The following is a 17475-nucleotide window of genomic DNA, read 5'->3' on the forward strand; positions in this document are numbered from 1 at the left end:
TTGCGCGACGAAGTCGTCGCGACGGGTTCGGATTCGGTTGCCCGCATGTCCGCGACGGACGCGCGGCTATGCAGACCCATGAATGCACCGAAACCCCATCAGGCTGCGCCTCTGGTCTAGACCACCGCCACCGCAACGAACGAGACGCTCCTCACCACCAGCGTCCACGAAGTCGCAGAACCGCCCTCATGCTGGAAGACTAGGTCGGGTGTCCTCGCTCGAAGCTCTCACGAACGACCTGCTCCGCGAGACCTTCGACCCACAGACCATGGAGCGCGGCAAGGCCTACGCGACCGAGGGCCGCGTCGCCGAGCCCCAGATCAGCGAGGTCGCTGGCACGCTGCGTGCCACGGCCGAGGTCCGGGGAAGCGGCCCCGTCCCCTACCGCGCGACCCTCAGCCTGGAGTCCAGGAACGGCGTCGACCGGGTGACCAGCTCGTGCACCTGCCCCGTACGCAACAGCTGCAAGCACGGTGCCGCCCTGGGCCTGGTGCTCACCGGCTCACGCACCGCGGCGGCGTCGCCGAGCTCGTTGTGGGAGACGGAGCTGCGTACGCTGCTCGGCCAGCTCGCCGAGGACAACAAGCCCGAGGACGACCTGCCGGCGCTGGCGCTCGAGATCGACGTGCACAGCCCGCGGTCGGCGGTCGCGAGCTCCCCCACGGTCGAGCTCCGGCCGATGCGGATGGGCAACCGCGAGCGCTGGGCGAAGACCGGCGCCGACTGGTCCAACATCCCCGGCGCGCTGCCGGGCAAGGACTTCCCGCGCAGCCAGCTGCTCCCTCTCCAGGAGCTGGCCCGGCAGCTGCGGCCCGACCGGCTGCTCTACGCCCGCGGCTCCTCGCTCAGCCTCGCTGACTTCGGCGAGCACGCGGTCAGCCTGCTCCGCGACGCGATCCGTGGCGGCGTGACGGTGCTGCCCGGCGAGAACGTACGCGGCGTGGTGATCTTCGATGAGCCGCTCTCGCTCGCCGGCGAGCTGCGCCGTGAGGACGGCGAGGCCGTCCTCCGCTTCGGCCTGGCCCACGGCGACCGCGTCTACGCCGGCCCGACCGTGCTGCCGATCGGTCGCCCGACCCGCTCGGTGGGCGTGCTCGACGCCGGCGTGCTCCACCTCGGCGACCTGGCCGGGCCGCTGTCGACGCATGCGCAGCGGCTGGTGACCGCCCGAGAGCCGCTGACCGTCCCCGAGCCCGAGATCGGCACGCTCAGCGCCCTGCTGGGCCCGCTGGCTCGTCTGGTCCCGCTGCGCTCGACCGACGACTCCCTGGACATCCCGGCGCCTCCCGCGCCGCGCCTGAGCCTGACGGTCACCTGGCGCAGCTCGACACATGCCACGCTCGGCTGGACGTGGTCCTACGGCGTACGTCACTACCCGGTGGACTCCCGCGAGGATCTCGGCTTGGTCCGTGATCCGGCCGCGGAGGCCGTCCTTCGCGACAAGGTCTCCGCCGAGCTGCTCCGCAAGCAGGAGGTACGTGACGGCGACGCGCTCGCGCTCGCCATCCACGACCTCCCGGCGCTGCGTGAGGTCGACGGCGTCGAGGTCACCGAGGTGGAGCGGCCCGAGTTCCGCGAGACCGACGAGGACCCGGAGATCTCCTTCGAGATCACCTCCCCCGAGGGCGGCGCCGGGATCGGCCAGGACTGGCTCGACCTGCAGGTGGTGATCCGGATCGGCGGCGAGGCCGTCCCGCTGCCCGACGTGCTCGCGGCACTGACCCGGGGCGACGAACACCTGATCCTCCCCAGCGGCACCTACATCACCACGGACCGCCCCGAGCTCGACCGGCTGCGCAACGTCGTCGAGGCCGCCGGGCAGCTCCACCAGCGCACCGGCGACGGGATCGCGGTCGGCAAGCACGACCTCGGGGTCTGGGCCGAGCTCGCCGAGCTGGGCGTCGTGGACCAGCAGGCCGCCGAATGGGTCCGACGGGCCCAGGCGCTGCGTGACCTGCGCGAGATCCCGCGGCCGGAGCCGACCGGTCTGGCCACCGAGCTGCGCCACTACCAGCTCGACGGCTTCCACTGGCTCGCGTTCCTGCACGATCAGGGCCTCGGCGGGATCCTCGCCGACGACATGGGTCTGGGCAAGACGCTGCAGGTGCTGGCCACCATCTCCCATGCCGTGCACTCGGAGCCCGGCCCGCGCGCCCCCTACCTCGTGGTGGCGCCGACATCGGTCGTCCCGGCCTGGGTCCAGGAGGCCCGCCGCCACACTCCCGGCCTCCGAGTGAGCACGGTCAGCAAGCGCGTCGACTCCGTGGCCGAGGCCCGCGAGGACGCCGACGTCGTGGTCACCACCTACGCCATCCTCCGGCTCGAGCAGGACGCCTTCGCCGGGCGCCCGTGGGCCGGTCTCGTCCTCGACGAGGCCCAGCAGGTCAAGAACCACCAGTCCAAGACGTACGCAGCCGCCCGCCGCATCGACGCCCGCTGGCGTCTCGCGGTCACGGGCACACCGTTCGAGAACCGGCTGATGGAGCTGTGGGCGCTGCTCTCGATCACCGCGCCGGGGCTCTACCCCAGCCCTCGGATGTTCCGCGACACGGTGGTCTCTCCGGTGGAGAAGTCGGGCGACGACGGAGCGCTGCGCCGGTTCCGGACCCGGCTGCGCCCGTTCCTGCTGCGACGCACCAAGGAGCTCGTCGCCGACGACCTGCCGCCCAAGCAGGAGCAGGTGCTCGGCGTGGACCTCAACCCGGCCCACCGCAAGATCTATGACGCCCACCTGGCCAGGGAGCGGCAGCGGATCCTGCACCTGCTCGACGACTTCAACGACAACCGGGTCGCGATCCTCAGCGCACTGACCAGGCTGCGCCAGCTCTCCCTCGATCCCGGCCTGGTCGACCCCGAGGACGACCACATCGGCTCGGCCAAGCTCGACACCCTGGTCGACCACATCGAGGAGCTTGCCGCCGAGGGCCACAAGGCGCTGGTCTTCAGCCAGTTCACCTCGTTCCTCGGCCGGGCCCGCACCCGGCTCGCGGAGGCCGGCATCGACGCCGCCTATCTCGACGGTGCTACCCGTGACCGTGGTGCGGTGATCGAGAGCTTCCGCGACGGAGATGCCCCGGTCTTCCTGATCTCGCTGAAGGCCGGAGGCGTCGGTCTGACCCTGACCGAGGCCGACTACGTCTTCGTGCTCGACCCGTGGTGGAACCCTGCCGCCGAGGCCCAGGCCGTCGACCGCGCCCACCGGATCGGCCAGACCCAGCACGTCATGGTCTACCGGCTGGTCTCGACCGACACGATCGAGGAGAAGGTCATGGAGCTCAAGGAGCGCAAGGCCGAGCTCTTCGCGAAGGTCGTGGACGGCGAGGGTGCCATGGGATCCACCATCGGCGCCGACGACATCCGCGCACTCTTCGACTGAAACGGGCGGGCGGGGGCGTCGCTCTCGTGTAACACGTCGTTCGTAGGACTACTCGCCCTGTCAGAACGACCGGATAGTCCCACGAACAGCGTGTTACACCGCCCGCCGGCGCGCCACGGTCCCGGCGAGCGCCGCCGCAGGGAGCATCAGGACCGCGACGACCAGGAGCGCGCGCAGGGTGCCGATCTGGTCCCCCACGGCACCGAGGATCGGCGGGAATCCGAGGAAGGCGCCATAGGCCAGCGTGGAGACGACCGATACGCGCGCCGCTGCCCGGGTCTCGTCGTCGGCGGCGATGCTGATCCCCAGCGGAAAGCCCAGGGCGGCGCCGAAGCCCCACAGGACGATCCCGGCCAGGGCGAGCCCGAACGAGCCGGCGAACACGGTCAGCACGATCCCGGCGCCCGCCAGCGCCGCCGAGGTGATCAGTACCGGCTGCCGGCCGATCCGGTCGATCACCTTCGCGCCGGCAAACCTGGCCAGGCTCATGCAGAGGACGAACACCGCATAGCACGCCACGCCGACCCGATGGCTGACGTCGTAGCCGTCGATCATCGCCAGCGACACCCAGTCGTTGGCGCTTCCCTCCGCCGCGGCGAAGGCGAGCACCATCAGGCCCAGCAGCAGGGTGTGGGGCGAGCGCCAGGCGGCCAGCAGCTCACGCCGTGGCGAATGCCCCTCCGGCGGCGCCGCGGTCGGGAGGAACCCGGCGGTCCCCCACCAGCAGATCGCCAGAGCGACGGCCGCGACGCCGGCGATGTGCCACACCGTCGGCAACGTACCCACCAGGGCGATGCCCAGCAGCCCACCGAGCACGGTGCCGACGCTCCACATCGCGTGCAGCTGCGGCATCAGCGTCTTGCCACCCAGCCGCTCGACCGCGGCACCCTCGACGTTCATGGCGACGTCCCAGACCCCGTAGCCGACGCCGTACGCCACCAGGAACACCGCCACCAGCCATGCCTGTCCCAGCCAGCTGCCGGAGATCGCCACCATGGTCAGGGCGGCTGCACAGAGCACCGCGCAGCGGCGTACGACCCGAGCGGCACCCCAGCGCATCACCAGCCCCCCGGCGAGCGGCAGCGCGGCGACCGACCCGATCCCCATCGCCAGCAGCATCAGGCCGACGGCAGAGTTGGTCAGACCGAGGCTCTCGCGCAGGGCGGGGATACGGGAGATGAAGGTCGCGGACAGCAGCCCGTTGGTGGCGAACGCCACCACCGATCCGGCTTGGGCACGGTGAAGAGGCGTCACGGGTAAAGGCTAGTGGCCTCCAGGACGTGCCCACGGAGTGTGGTCTCAGTCCCGCTTCTTCTCGTAGGGACCGCCGCGTCCGAAGATCGGCAGCACCCACGGCTGGCGCAGCGGGGCACCGGCGAGCGCGACGACCGCGAAGGCGGTCGCCAGGACCCAGGCGATCCCGTAGAGCGCGCCACCGAGCCCGAAGGTCACGATCGTGACGGCGAGCAGGGTGAGCTGCAGGTTGAGGGCGCCGGCGGCGTGGTGCTTCACGAACTCGGAGCGCTTGCCGACGGTGTAGTAGAGGATCGCGGGGCCGACGACGACCGGCACCCAGGTCGTGGCCTGGGCGAGCGCGGCCAGCAGCCGCTCCTCGGTGGTCGGCGGTGGCAGCAGGTCGCGGGCGGGCTTGGCCGGCGCCGGGGCCGGGGTGGGCTGCGCAACCAGGTCGCGGGTGATCGGCTCCAGCGCTGCGTACGTCTTCGCCTTCATGGTCAGGTCGAACCTGACGTCGAACTCGGCCTGGTCGAGCCGGCCGTCGGCGTAGGAGGCCTTGAGCAGGTCGATCACGCGCTCGCGATCGGCGTCGGTGCAGCGGAGCTCATCGCCAGCAGGCGAAGCGGGCGGAGCGGGCGGAGCGGGCGGGGTGGGAATGGGAGCGGTTGAGGACATACCTCAACGATCCGCCGCAGAAGCCCTCCGGGCAATCGGGGAAGCCCCCGAAAGCAAACCGACCGACCCCGGTGTTGTGCCGGGGACGGTCGAAGGAGGAAGGCTCAGAAGACGGTCCAGGTGGACCGCATCGGGCGGGACTCGAGCCACGCCTGGAAGCCGATCAGAGTCTGCGGGTCCATCGCCAGGTCGATGTGCTCGCCGTTGACCTCGCAGGTCACGATCAGGCTCTCGGGGTAGAGGACCAGCTCCTCGATCCCCTCGGGAGAGCGGCTGGAGATGTAGGCCATCTCGGTCCGGCGCCAGACCCGTTTGGGCTTGGGCGAGAGCGAGAAGATCCGGAACCACTCCAGCTGTGCATCACCGGAGTAGCGCCCGATTCCGATGACCCAACCGCGCCCGGGACGGGTGTCCCGGACGCGGTGGCTCAGTTCGAAGACGCCGCCGTTGCGAGCGAGCAGGCGGCGCCGTACGGCGATCCCGATGCCATAGGCGAGGACAAGCAGAAGCGATGCGGCCACAACGACCAAGAGCAGCTCCCACCATGCCATCCGGGTATCGCCCCTTTTCCCCTAGGAGGCCTTCTCGACAGCGCGGATGCGTGCCTCGGCATGACGGATGCGCTTCTCGGCGTCGTTGTTGGTGCCGAGCAGGCGACGGGCCTCCTCGAGCTCGACCTGAGCTTGGTTGAGGTCGATCTCGTGGGCCAGCAGCACGTGCTCGGAGAGGATCGAGACGCGGTCGTTGGCCACCGAGAGGAAGCCACCGTCGACGGTCGCGATGACCTCGGTGCCCTCCTCCGGAGTGATCTCCACGACCGCCTCGGTGAGAGCCGACAGCACCGGCGCGTGACCGCGCAGGATGCCGACATCACCGTCGACCGTTCGGGCGATGACCATGGTGGCCCCGCCGCTCCAGACCACACGGTCTGCAGCGACGAGCTCCACCTGAAGTGCGTCCGTCATCAGAGGCTCTTCTGGATCTCGGCCCACTTCGCCTCGACGTCGTCGAGGCCACCGCACATGAAGAACGCCTGCTCGGCGACGTGGTCGTACTCACCGTCGGCGATCTTGTTGAACGCCTCGATGGTGTCCTTGACCGGAACCGTCGAGCCCTCGATGCCGGTGAACTGCTTGGCGACGTAGGTGTTCTGCGAGAGGAACCGCTGGATCCGGCGAGCGCGGGAGACGATGATCTTGTCTTCCTCGGAGAGCTCGTCGACACCCAGGATCGCGATGATGTCCTGCAGCTCCTTGTTGCGCTGGAGGATCTGCTTGACGCGGACGGCGCAGTCGTAGTGGTCCTGACCGATGTACTGCGGGTCCAGGATTCGCGACGTCGACGTCAGCGGGTCCACCGCCGGGTAGATACCCAGCGAAGCGATCTCACGGGAGAGCTCGGTGGTCGCGTCGAGGTGGGCGAAGGTGGTCGCCGGAGCCGGGTCGGTGTAGTCGTCGGCCGGCACGTAGATCGCCTGCATCGAGGTGATCGAGTGACCACGCGTCGAGGTGATCCGCTCCTGGAGCAGACCCATCTCGTCGGCGAGGTTGGGCTGGTAGCCCACCGCGGACGGCATCCGGCCCAGCAGGGTGGAGACCTCGGAGCCCGCCTGGGTGAAGCGGAAGATGTTGTCGATGAACAGCAGCACGTCCTGGCCCTGGACGTCGCGGAAGTACTCCGCCATCGTCAGCGCCGAGAGGGCCACGCGAAGACGCGTGCCCGGCGGCTCGTCCATCTGGCCGAAGGTCAGGGCGACCTTGTCGTAGACGCCGGCCTCCTGCATCTCGTGGATGAGGTCGTTGCCCTCACGGGTGCGCTCGCCGACACCGGCGAACACGGAGACACCACCGTGGTTCTTGGCGACTCGGGCGATCATCTCCTGGATGAGGACGGTCTTGCCGACGCCCGCACCACCGAAGAGACCGATCTTGCCACCGGTCACGTAGGGGGTGAGGAGGTCGATGACCTTGATGCCCGTCTCGAACATCTGGGTCTTGGACTCGAGCTGGTCGAAGGCCGGAGCCTTGCGGTGGATGCCCCAACGCTCCTTGACCTCGACCGTGGACGGGTCGACATCCAGGATGTCACCGGTCGCGTTGAACACGTGGCCGAGGGTGACGTCACCCACGGGCACGGTGATCGGCGCGCCGGTGTCGGTCACGGTGGCACCGCGGACGACGCCGTCGGTCGGCTTCAGCGAGATCGCGCGGACCATGCCGTCACCGATGTGCTGGGCAACCTCGAGCGGCAGGACGGAGGTCTCACCGTTGACGGTGACCTCGACCTCGAGCTTGTTGTAGATTTCCGGCATGGCGTCGACGGGGAACTCCACGTCGACGACCGGGCCGATCACGCGGGCGATGCGGCCCGTCGTGGTCTTCTCGTCAACCTGTGCGGTCATTTTCTAGTCAGTCTTTCTGTGGGTTCTCAGTCGTTCGCAGCCTGGGCGTCGGCCAGCGCGTTCACGCCACCGACGATCTCGCTGATCTCCTGGGTGATGCCGGCCTGGCGAGCCTGGTTGGCAACCCGGGTGAACTTCTTGATGAGCTCGTCGGCGTTGTCGGTAGCCGACTTCATCGCCTTCTGACGCTGGGCCAGCTCGGAGGCGGCCGCCTGCAGCAGCGCGAACCAGATCCGGCTCACGACGTACTGCGGGAGCAGCGAGTCGAGCACGGCCTCGGCCGACGGCTCGAACTCGTAGAGCGGCAGGACGTCACCCTCGGCCGGAGCCTCGGTGCCCTCCACGACCTCCAGGGGCAGGAGACGTACGGCGGTGGGCTTCTGCGTCATCATGGTGATGAACCGCGTGTAGACCACATGGACCTCGTCGACGCCGGGGGCGACGGCCTTCTCGGCCTCGGTGCCCTCGACGAAGACCTCGATCAGCTTCTCGCCGATCTCCTTGGCCGCGTCGTAGTCCGGACGGTCGGAGAAGCCTGTCCAGGCCTGCGCCACGGAACGGCCGCGGAACTTGTAGAAGGCTTCGGCCTTACGTCCCGTGACGTAGAGGTCGACCTCCTTGCCCTCGGCCTTGAGCTTCTCGACCAGGCCCTCGGCCTCCTTGAGCACGCTCGAGGAGTAGGAGCCGGCCAGACCACGGTCGCTGGTGACCACCAGCACGGCGGCGCGCTTCGGCGCCTCCGGCTCGGTGGTCAGCGGGTGATCCACGTTGGAGTAGGTCGCCACCGCCGAGACGGCGCGGGTGAGCTCACGGGCGTACGGCGCGGCCGCATTGGCCCGCTGCTGCGCCTTGATGATCCGGGACGCAGCGATGAGCTCCATGGCGCGCGTGATCTTCTTCATCGACTCCGTCGACTTGATCCGCGCGCGGAGTTCACGCACTGACACGGCCATGGGTCAGCCCCGCTTCTGCTTGACGATCTGCTCCTGCTCGACGTCCTCGTCAGCCAGGGCCTCTTCCTTGGCGGAACCCGGCTTGACCGAGGCGCCCTCCGAGGTCTCGAACTGGTCGAGGAAGCTGTCGTAGGCACCGCTCAGCGCGGACTCGGTGGAGTCCTCGAACTTCAGCGACTCGCGGATCGCGGCCAGGATGCCCTCGTGGGAGCGGCGCAGGTAGTCGAGGAACTCCTGCTCGAACTTGAGCACGTCCGCGGTCGGGACGATGTCCAGGCGGCCGGTGGTTCCCAGCCACAGCGAGACGGTCATCTCGTCGATCGGGTAGGGCGAGTAGGCCGGCTGCTTGAGCAGCGCCATGAGGCGCTGACCACGGGCCAGCTGCTGCTTCGAGGCCGCGTCCAGGTCGGAGGCGAACATCGCGAAGGCCTCCATCGCGCGGTACTGCGCGAGGTCGACCTTGAGCGAGCCGGTGACGGCCTTCATGGCCTTGGTCATCGCGGCGCTACCGACGCGAGAGACCGAGACACCGACGTCGATCGCCGGACGCTGGTTGGCCGCGAACAGGTCGGACTGCAGGAAGATCTGACCGTCGGTGATGGAGATGACGTTGGTCGGGATGAACGCCGAGACGTCGTTGGCCTTCGTCTCGATGATCGGCAGACCGGTCATCGAGCCGGCACCCATGTCGTCGGAGAGCTTCGCGCAGCGCTCCAGCAGGCGGGAGTGCAGGTAGAAGACGTCACCCGGGTAGGCCTCACGGCCCGGCGGGCGACGCAGCAGCAGCGACACGGCGCGGTAGGCCTCGGCCTGCTTGGTCAGGTCGTCGAAGACGATCAGGACGTGCTTGCCCTCGTACATCCAGTGCTGACCGATGGCCGAGCCGGTGTAGGGGGCGAGGTACTTGAAGCCGGCGGAGTCGGACGCGGGAGCGGCCACGATGGTGGTGTACTCCAGCGCGCCGGCCTCCTCGAGGGCGCCACGCACGGAGGCGATGGTCGAGCCCTTCTGGCCGATCGCGACGTAGATGCAGCGAACCTGCTTGTCGGGGTCGCCCGAGTCCCAGTTCTGCTTCTGGTTGATGATCGTGTCGATGGCGACCGTGGTCTTACCGGTCGCACGGTCACCGATGATCAGCTGACGCTGGCCACGGCCGATCGGGGTCATCGCGTCGATCGCCTTGATGCCGGTGGCGAGCGGCTCGTGAACCGACTTGCGCTGCATCACGCCCGGAGCCTGGAGCTCCAGGGCGCGGCGGCCGACCGTCGCGATGTCGCCGAGGCCGTCGATCGCGTTGCCGAGCGGGTCCACGACGCGGCCGAGGTAGCCGTCACCGACGGGGACCGAGAGAACCTCGCCCGTACGCCGGACCGACTGGCCCTCCTCGATCTTGTCGAAGTCGCCCAGGATGACGACACCGATCTCGCGGGTCTCGAGGTTCAGGGCGAGACCGAGGGTCCCGTCCTCGAACTCGAGGAGCTCGTTCGCCATGGCCGAGGGCAGGCCCGAGACCTGGGCGATGCCGTCAGCGGTCCGCGCGACAGTGCCGACCTCCTCGGTCTTCGCCGCCTCGGGCTTGTAGTCCGCGACGTACTTTGCCAGCGCGTCCCTGATCTCGTCGGGACGGATGGTGAGCTCCGTCATCTCTGCCTTCTCTCTCGTTCTTACGTCGAAGTCTGTGTCACACAGGGGTCATACGGCCAGTTGGGGCCGTGATGCCGGATCAGCCGGCGAGTGCTCGCTGCGCCCCGTCGAGGCGGCTGGAGATGGTGCCGTCGATGACGTCGTCACCGATCGAGACCTTGATGCCGCCGACGATGGCCGGGTCGACCACGATGTTCAGGTGGACCTCGCGGCCGTACTTCTTCGCGAGGGCCGCAGCCAGGCGGGTGGTGTCCGCCTCCGAGAGCGGAGCGGCCACGCGGACGACCGCGGTGCCTTCGCCCGCGACCGCAGCGGCAACCTTCTGGTATTCACCCAGCGCGACCGTGGCGGTGCGGTAGGTGCCCGCCAGCGCCTGCTTGGTCAGGGTGACCGTCGCCGCCAGCGCCTTGCCGCCGAGAAGGTCGTCGACGAGCGTGACCTTGTCCGCGTTCGTGCGAGCCGGGTCGGAGAGCGCGTCGCGCAGCTCCGGCGTCTCCTGCACGGCCTGCTGGACCGCGAACAGCTCGTCAGCGAGGCGCTTGGCCTCGCCGCCGGCGCTGCGGACCGCGGCGATCTCGCTCAGTCGCTCGATCGCGTCGCTCAGGTCACCGGCGTGGGTCCAGCGGTGCTTGACCGCCGACTCGACCACGCCGAGGCCCGTCGCGTCGACCTTCCCGCCGAAGAGCTCACCGACGAGGCCGGTCTTGGCCTCCGACGGCACCGATGCATCGGTGACGAAGCGGCGCAGAGCTGCTTCGGCGCGGAAGGTCTGGGAGACCTCGAAGAGGGTGTCGGCCGCCTTCGCCGCCGCCTCAGGAGAGGCGGAGACAGCGGTCTTCAGCTCCTCGGTCAGGGCGGCAACGGCCTCGGCCGACGCTCCACGGAAGTCCATCAGTGAACCCCTGCCTCGAGGTCCGCGAGGAACCGCTCCACGACACGGCTGGAACGCTCGTCGTCGTCGAGGGACTCGCCGACGATGCGACCGGCGAGACCGGTGGCCAACGAGCCGACCTCGGTCTTCAGCGATGCAGCTGCCGCCTGGCGCTCTGCCTCGATCTGCGCCTTGCCTGCGGTGATGATGCGCTCGGCCTCGGCCTGCGCCTCAGCACGCAGCTCGGCCTTGATCGCGGCGCCCTCCTCGCGAGCCTGCTCGCGGATGCGAGCCGCCTCGTGACGAGCGTCGGCCAGCTGGGCCTCCAGCTGGGCGAGCTTGGCATCGGCCTCGGCCTGCTTGGCGTTGGCGTTCTCGATGCCGCCTTCGATCGCCGCGGTGCGGTCGGCATACGCCTTCTCGAAGTTCGGAACGATGAACTTCGCGACTCCCACGAAGAGGAGGGCGATGACGATGACACCGAGGATGATCTCCGGCACGTGCGGGACCAAGGGATTGATCTCGGTCTCCGCAGCGGTTACCTGGGTAAGGATCATGTCGGAACCTTCAGTAGTTCCCTACGTCAGCGAAGGACGAAGGCGAGAGCCAGGGAGATGATGAAGAACTGCTCACAAAGGGCGAAGCCGAGGATCGCGATCGCCTGCAGGCGGCTCTGGGCCTCCGGCTGACGGGCGACACCGGCGACGTACGCGGCGAAGATCAGACCGACACCGACACCCGGGCCGATGGCGGAGAGGCCGAGGCCGATGATTCCGAGCTGTCCCTCCATGGGGATATTCCTTTCGGTTGCGACGCGCTGTGCGTCAGTTGTTGTGCGTCGTATTGGTTGAGCTGATGGTTGAGCCTGAACGGATCAGTGCTCGTCGGCGACCGCCCCGGCGATGTACATCGCCGAGAGCAGGGTGAAGACATAGGCCTGCAGGAACATGATCAGCATGTCCAGGAAGGACACGAAGATGCCGAGCAGGAAGGCGAAGATGCCGGCCGCGACGCCCTGCCACGCCGGAGCGTAGTGCAGGATCAGCCAGGCGCCACCGATGGAGAAGAGCGCCACCAGCAGGTGGCCCGCGAACATGGTCGCGAAGAGACGGATCGCCAGCGTGAACGGCCGCACGACGATGTTGGAGAGGAACTCCAGCGGAACCATCATGAGCAGGATCGGGCCGCTCACGCCGCTGGGCACCGTCTGGAGCTTGAGGTAGCCGACGAAACCGTGCTTCGCGATGCCGACAATGTTGTAGATCAGCCAGGTGATGGCCGCCAGCGCGGCCGTGAAGCCGATGTGCGACATCGTCGGGAACTGGATCAGCGGGATGATCCCGTAGAAGTTGTTGACCAGGATGAAGGTGAACACCGTGAACAGGTACGGCACGAACCTCATGTAGTCGTGGGAGCCGATGATGTCGCGCGCGATGGAGTTGCGGACCATCCCGTAGACGTACTCACCGGCGAACTGCAGCCGGCCCGGAACGACCGCGGCCTTCCGGGAGGCCGCGTAGAAGAAGCCGAGAACGATCACGACGGACAGCAGGACCAGGAGGCTCACCTTGGTCAGAGCCCAGTCGCCGGACCCGACGATCGGCGGAAGGAAGAAGTCCGCGGGCCCCGGGATATGAGGCCCCGACTCCGACGCCATAACGGTGGCGGCAAGCGACTTCACGCTGTCTCCTGTTTGTTCGAACTTACGATTCTGGGTGGCGAGCCTCAATGGCTCGGGCATCATCCCGGCGGCCGCCCCCGACGGCCCGGACGATATCAGGCGCTACTGGCGGGTCACGAGTCTGCCCCGGGCAGGTCGAAGAGCGGGATTCGCGCGCGTCGCACCAGGAACGCGAACGTGGTCGTCCATGCGACCGTCAGCGCCATGACCGAGAAGGCTGCCGGACGTACGACAGCGTCTCCAGCGGTCTGCGAAACGATCAGCAGGACGACGAAGAGAACCATGCCCGACAGAGTGAAGACACCGACGGCCGCGGGCAGCGACAAAGCGGGCGACTTCGCCGCGATCCAGAACATCGCCCAAGAACCGACCGCCAGCACGACAACGGTGGCGATCGAACCGATCGCGGCCCCGGTCAGACCATCGGTCCCGGCCAGAACGAAGGCCACCCCGAGGGCCGCGAGCACAGCAACTGCGGACACTGCGGCAGAACCTCGCAGCACCTTGGATTTGCTGGTTTCGGTCGTCATCGTCGGCGGCCGTTCTCTCTGGGGGCATTTCACGTGTTCAGGAGCGTATCCCGAACGCTCGTGAAAACTATCACAAGCGTCTTTGGGCGCCCTAATTGATCGATCAAGGCACCGCTATCGGGCCTGCTCCTCCAGCGGGGTGAGGTCCTCGGGAACCTCGAGGAGCTTGTCGGTGCGCTCGCCGCGGATCTTGGGGAGGACGAAGGTGAGCAGCACGATGAGGGCGGTGGCGACGGCGAGGCCGGCGATGACGACGGGGCCGCGGTAGAGGGTCACGAAGACCGAGCCGAAGGACATCAGGCCGGCCCAGAGCCACATGATCAGCACGGCGCGGCGCTGCGAGTGGCCGATCTCCAGGAGGCGGTGGTGGAGGTGCTTCTTGTCGGCGGCGAACGGGGAACGGCCGGCGCGGGTGCGGCGTACGACGGCCAGGACCAGGTCGACGAGTGGCACCACCAGAATCGTCAGGGGTAGCAGCAGCGGCAGGAACGTCACCAGGAGCGCCGTGGAGGCGTCGAAGGCGTTCACGTTCAGGCCGCCGGCGCTGTAGGAGCCGGAGAGCGTGACGGCGCTGGCGGCGAGGATGAGGCCGATCAGCATCGAGCCGCTGTCGCCCATGAAGAGCCGAGCAGGGTGCCAGTTGTGGATCAGGAAGCCGACGCACGCTCCGGCGAGCGCGACGCTCAGCAGGGCGGCGGTGGACGCCCGGCCGATGTCGTTGATGCGGGTGAACTGGTAGCAGAACAGGAAGAAGGCCAGCGCGCCGATGCCGACGACGCCCGCCGCCAGACCGTCCAGGCCGTCGATGAAGTTGACCGCGTTGACCACGGTGATCACCACCAGGCCGGTGAGCAGCGCGCCCTGGGCCGGGTCGACGGCGAACTGGGTGCCGTCGGGGAAGGTGATGAAGGTGTACTGCAGGTTGAAGCCCACCAGGATCGCGGTGGCCAGCACCTGACCGCCCAGCTTGGTGAGGGCGTCGAGCTCGAAGATGTCGTCGACGACGCCGACGATGCAGATCAGCGCGCCGGCAAGGATCACCACACCGGTGTCCTGCAGCACGAAGTCGGGGGCGTCGGCGAGGAACGGCAGCTCACGGGCCACCAGGTAGGCCGCAACCAGGCCGCCCAGCATCGCCACGCCGCCCATGTAGGGGATCGGCACGGCATGTACGTCACGGTCGCGGACCTTCGCGACGGCCCCCGTGCGCATCGCGAACTCGCGGGCGACGACGGTGAGCAGGTAGGTCACCACGGCGGCGACCAGGAAGAGGAGGACGTAGGCGCGCATCAGGCTTCTGCGTCGGTGTCCGTGTCGGGCACATCGGTGTCGGCCACGGCCGGGTCCGGGTCGCCCGGGCGCCGGATGGCGACATCGTGCTTCGCCAGCAGCTCGTTGATCCGGTCGATGCTGATCGCACCCTCTCGCAGGATCTTCGGCTCGTCACCGGTGGCGGAGATGATCGTGGATGCCTCACCGACGGGCGACTCGCCCCCGTCGATGATCGCCCTGACCATCTTGCCGAGCATCTCGTCGGCCTGGTCCGCGTTGGTGGCGGCCGGCATCGTGGTGCGGTTGGCCGAGCTGGTCGCCAGCGGGCCGACCCGGTCGATGATCCGGCGCAGGATGTCGGAGTCGGGGATGCGTACGGCCACCGTCTGGCGGGTCTCGCCCAGGTCCCACTGCAGCGACGGCTGCTGGTGGAAGACGACCGTCAGCGCGCCGGGCCAGAACTCCTCGACGAGGGTGCGGGCCCAGTCGGGGATCCGGGTGGCGAGGGCGTCGAGGGTGGCGACGTTGGAGATCAGCACCGGCGGCGGCATCGCGCGGCCGCGGCCCTTGGCGGCGAGCAGACCGGCCACCGCTCCCTTGTCGAACGCGTCGGCGGCGACGCCGTAGACCGTGTCGGTCGGCACGATCACGAGCTCGCCGGCCTGAAGGGCGGCCGCAGCCGCATCTATCGCCTCGGTCTGCTCGTCCTCGGTCGCGATCGGGTAGCGCTCAGTCACAGTGCTCATGTTGCCAGTTGCGCGGTCGTAAAGCGCGGACGGCCTGCCAGATCGAGGTGATCGCGTACGTCCTGCCATCGTCCGGTGGCGGCGAAGACAGCCGGTGCCCCGCCGTTGTCGGCGTCCGGGCCCTGCTCGTCGGCGTGCTCGAAGCCGACCACTCCCCCGGGCTTGAGCAGCTCGGCCGCCCGCCGTTCCAGGACGCGGATCGCGTCCAGGCCGTCCTGTCCGGAGAAGAGGGCGAGGTCGGGGTCGTGGTCCCTCGCCTCGCGCGCGACCGACTCCCAGGCCTCGAGCGGGATGTAGGGCGGGTTGCAGACGAGGACGTCGACGCCGCCGTCCAGGTCGGGGAAAGCGTCGGCCATGTCGCCCTGGCGCAGGTCCACGCCGGTGCCGGCCAGGTTGCGTACGGCCCAGGGATAGGCGTCCTCGGAGAGCTCGACCGCGTGCACCTCGGCGCCCGGGACCTCGTCGGCGATGCTCTTGGCGATCGCGCCCGAGCCGGTGCACAGGTCGACGACGACAGGTGCGTCGATCGCGGTGGCACGGTCGATCGCCCACCCGGCGAGCAGCTCGGTCTCCGGCCGGGGCACGAACACACCGGGGCCGACGGCGAGCTCGACGTGCCGGAAGTACGCCACCCCGGTCAGGTGCTGCAGCGGCTCACGTTCCGCGCGGCGGGCGAGCAGGTCGGCGTAGGCCTTCTCCTGGTGCTCGGCGACGTCGTCGACGAGGAAGAGGCGGTTGCGATCGGTGTCGAGGACATGGGCCAGCAAGATGGCTGCGTCGGCGTCGGGACTCTCGACTCCGGCCTCTTCGAGCTGCTTTCGGGCACTTGCCAGAAGTGTGCGCGGGGCGGTCATGGGCAACTGCTCCTGAATGTGTTAGTCATGCTTTACCCGGCTGAGGGTAACGTTCGGGCGCCTCAAGGGTTCTTCCGGTCATATGGGGGGACGCGGGACATGGCCGCCACCCTCGTCGGGCGCTGTGCTGCCCCACCACCACACCCGAGTTCTCCCCCGGAAGGAAACATCACCCCATGAAGTGGCCCTTGCTGCTTGCCCTCATTCTCGTCCTCGCCCTCCTGATCTGGTTCTTCTTCGGGCGGCCGATCCGCAAGGACGCCAAGGCCGCGCACCGAGCAGACAAGGACAGCCCGGCGACCGAGACCACCAGCGCTCCCGTCGCCGCTGCCGCGGTCCCTGCCGAGGAGTCCGCGACCGAGCCGGTCAGCGCAGAGACTCCGGCGGCCGCGGCTCCGGCTGAGGAGGCCCCGGCGGCCGAGGCACCCGCTGACGAGGCTCCCGCGGCCGAGGAATCCGTCGAGGCTCCCGCCGCCGAGGTGACCGAGGCGGACACCGCTGCCGTGGTTGCTGAGGCCGAGAGCGTCACCGCCGCAGCGGCCGCGGCTGACGCGACCGCCGAGCCGGAGGCCGCCGAGCCGACGGTCGACGCGGCCGAGACCCCGGCTCCCACCGCCGAGGTCACCGCTGAGTCCGCTCCCGAGCCCGCTCCCGCCGCCGAGGCGCCCGCCGCGACCAAGGGAGCTCCCTACGCCGGCGCCGTGCTGCCTGCCGCTGACGGAAGCAGCTCGGATGCTGCGTACACGATCAAGGGCAGCAGCGGGAAGAAGTACCACACGACCGCGAGCCCCTACTACGGACGTACGAAGGCGGCTGTCTACTTCGACACCGTGGAGTCGGCCGAGGCGGCCGGGTTCGTCGGCGCGAGCAGCGACTTCTACGACCGCGGCAAGAAGAACGCGGCCGCCGAGACCGAGCAGCCGCTGCCGCCGGCGAGCAGCTACGGCACCGGCAGCGCCGACCCGCTCGAGGACGGCTCCAGCCCGCACCCGGCGTACGTCGTGAAGGGCAACATCCGCAAGGACGGCGCCAAGCGCTACCACACCTCCGCCAGCACCGCCTTCAAGCGCACCCAGGCCGAGGTCTGGTTCGACAGCGAGGCCTCGGCCGAGGCGGCCGGCTTCGTGATCGGCTTCAAGAAGAAGGCCAACGCCTGAGCACGGCCCTCGCCACACGCATGAAGGTCGCAGTCCTGTCTCTTATACACATCTCGTCGCGCTGGTCATCGGGCTGTAC

17 protein-coding genes are annotated in these 17475 nt (G+C 68.9%); 2 read left to right on the plus strand and 15 right to left on the minus strand.

Annotated elements, in window-relative coordinates:
• Positions 1-208: 208 nt before the first annotated feature.
• Complete coding sequence (locus ACFVDI_RS15540; RefSeq protein ID WP_378906498.1) at positions 209-3376, plus strand: SNF2-related protein; 3168 nt, start codon at positions 209-211, stop codon at positions 3374-3376.
• A gap of 93 nt (positions 3377-3469) precedes the next feature.
• Here ACFVDI_RS15540 and ACFVDI_RS15545 read toward each other — a convergent pair whose 3' ends face one another.
• From ACFVDI_RS15545 to prmC, 15 genes are all read right to left on the minus strand, one after another.
• Complete coding sequence (locus ACFVDI_RS15545) at positions 3470-4630, minus strand: MFS transporter (RefSeq protein WP_378906500.1); 1161 nt, start codon at positions 4628-4630, stop codon at positions 3470-3472.
• Between the two features lie 45 nt (positions 4631-4675).
• Entirely contained in the window at positions 4676-5287 is a 612-nt protein-coding gene (locus tag ACFVDI_RS15550; protein WP_378906502.1) for a DUF1707 and DUF4870 domain-containing protein, read from the minus strand.
• 104 nt (positions 5288-5391) lie between these two features.
• Positions 5392-5838 (minus strand): DUF2550 domain-containing protein, encoded by a 447-nt coding sequence (locus ACFVDI_RS15555; protein WP_378906504.1) that lies wholly within the window; start codon positions 5836-5838, stop codon positions 5392-5394.
• Positions 5839-5859: 21 nt separating this feature from the next.
• Positions 5860-6252 (minus strand): F0F1 ATP synthase subunit epsilon, encoded by a 393-nt coding sequence (locus ACFVDI_RS15560; protein WP_328529275.1) that lies wholly within the window; start codon positions 6250-6252, stop codon positions 5860-5862.
• On the minus strand, positions 6252-7688 hold the full coding sequence (gene atpD, locus ACFVDI_RS15565) for a F0F1 ATP synthase subunit beta (RefSeq protein WP_045547376.1): 1437 nt from the start codon (positions 7686-7688) through the stop codon (positions 6252-6254). The genes ACFVDI_RS15560 and atpD overlap by 1 nt, the downstream gene beginning before the upstream one ends.
• A 26-nt stretch (positions 7689-7714) precedes the next feature.
• Complete coding sequence (locus tag ACFVDI_RS15570; protein WP_378906506.1) at positions 7715-8641, minus strand: F0F1 ATP synthase subunit gamma; 927 nt, start codon at positions 8639-8641, stop codon at positions 7715-7717.
• 3 nt (positions 8642-8644) lie between these two features.
• A complete protein-coding gene (atpA, locus tag ACFVDI_RS15575) occupies positions 8645-10285 on the minus strand; it encodes a F0F1 ATP synthase subunit alpha (RefSeq protein ID WP_378906508.1) in 1641 nt (546 codons plus the stop codon).
• A 79-nt stretch (positions 10286-10364) separates the two neighbouring features.
• Positions 10365-11177: a F0F1 ATP synthase subunit delta gene (locus ACFVDI_RS15580; protein WP_378906510.1), complete on the minus strand. Its 813-nt coding sequence runs from the start codon at positions 11175-11177 to the stop codon at positions 10365-10367.
• A complete protein-coding gene (locus tag ACFVDI_RS15585; RefSeq protein WP_378906512.1) occupies positions 11177-11713 on the minus strand; it encodes a F0F1 ATP synthase subunit B in 537 nt (178 codons plus the stop codon). The genes ACFVDI_RS15580 and ACFVDI_RS15585 overlap by 1 nt, the downstream gene beginning before the upstream one ends.
• Before the next feature lie 26 nt (positions 11714-11739).
• Positions 11740-11946 carry an ATP synthase F0 subunit C gene (locus ACFVDI_RS15590; protein ID WP_091047785.1) on the minus strand — a complete coding sequence of 69 codons (207 nt, stop codon included), beginning with the start codon at positions 11944-11946 and terminating at the stop codon, positions 11740-11742.
• An 84-nt stretch (positions 11947-12030) separates the two neighbouring features.
• On the minus strand, positions 12031-12837 hold the full coding sequence (gene atpB / locus ACFVDI_RS15595) for a F0F1 ATP synthase subunit A (protein ID WP_378906514.1): 807 nt from the start codon (positions 12835-12837) through the stop codon (positions 12031-12033).
• 113 nt (positions 12838-12950) lie between these two features.
• Positions 12951-13319 (minus strand): hypothetical protein, encoded by a 369-nt coding sequence (locus tag ACFVDI_RS15600; protein ID WP_378906516.1) that lies wholly within the window; start codon positions 13317-13319, stop codon positions 12951-12953.
• Between the two features lie 162 nt (positions 13320-13481).
• The gene (locus tag ACFVDI_RS15605) at positions 13482-14657 is read right to left on the minus strand and encodes a glycosyltransferase family 4 protein (protein ID WP_378906518.1); all 1176 of its coding nucleotides are present in this window, start codon (positions 14655-14657) and stop codon (positions 13482-13484) included.
• Positions 14657-15385: an L-threonylcarbamoyladenylate synthase gene (locus ACFVDI_RS15610; protein WP_378906520.1), complete on the minus strand. Its 729-nt coding sequence runs from the start codon at positions 15383-15385 to the stop codon at positions 14657-14659. Before ACFVDI_RS15610 ends, ACFVDI_RS15605 begins: the two co-directional genes overlap by 1 nt.
• Positions 15382-16239, minus strand: coding sequence for a peptide chain release factor N(5)-glutamine methyltransferase (prmC, locus tag ACFVDI_RS15615; RefSeq protein WP_378906522.1), 858 nt, complete (start codon positions 16237-16239; stop codon positions 15382-15384). The genes ACFVDI_RS15610 and prmC overlap by 4 nt, the downstream gene beginning before the upstream one ends.
• 176 nt (positions 16240-16415) lie before the next feature.
• On the opposite strand from prmC, the gene ACFVDI_RS15620 reads away from it, so the two are divergent.
• Positions 16416-17396, plus strand: coding sequence for a hypothetical protein (locus ACFVDI_RS15620; RefSeq protein WP_378906524.1), 981 nt, complete (start codon positions 16416-16418; stop codon positions 17394-17396).
• Positions 17397-17475: the final 79 nt, after the last annotated feature.

It is taken from the genome of Nocardioides sp. NPDC057767 (assembly GCF_042798275.1).
GTDB lineage: Bacteria > Actinomycetota > Actinomycetes > Propionibacteriales > Nocardioidaceae > Nocardioides.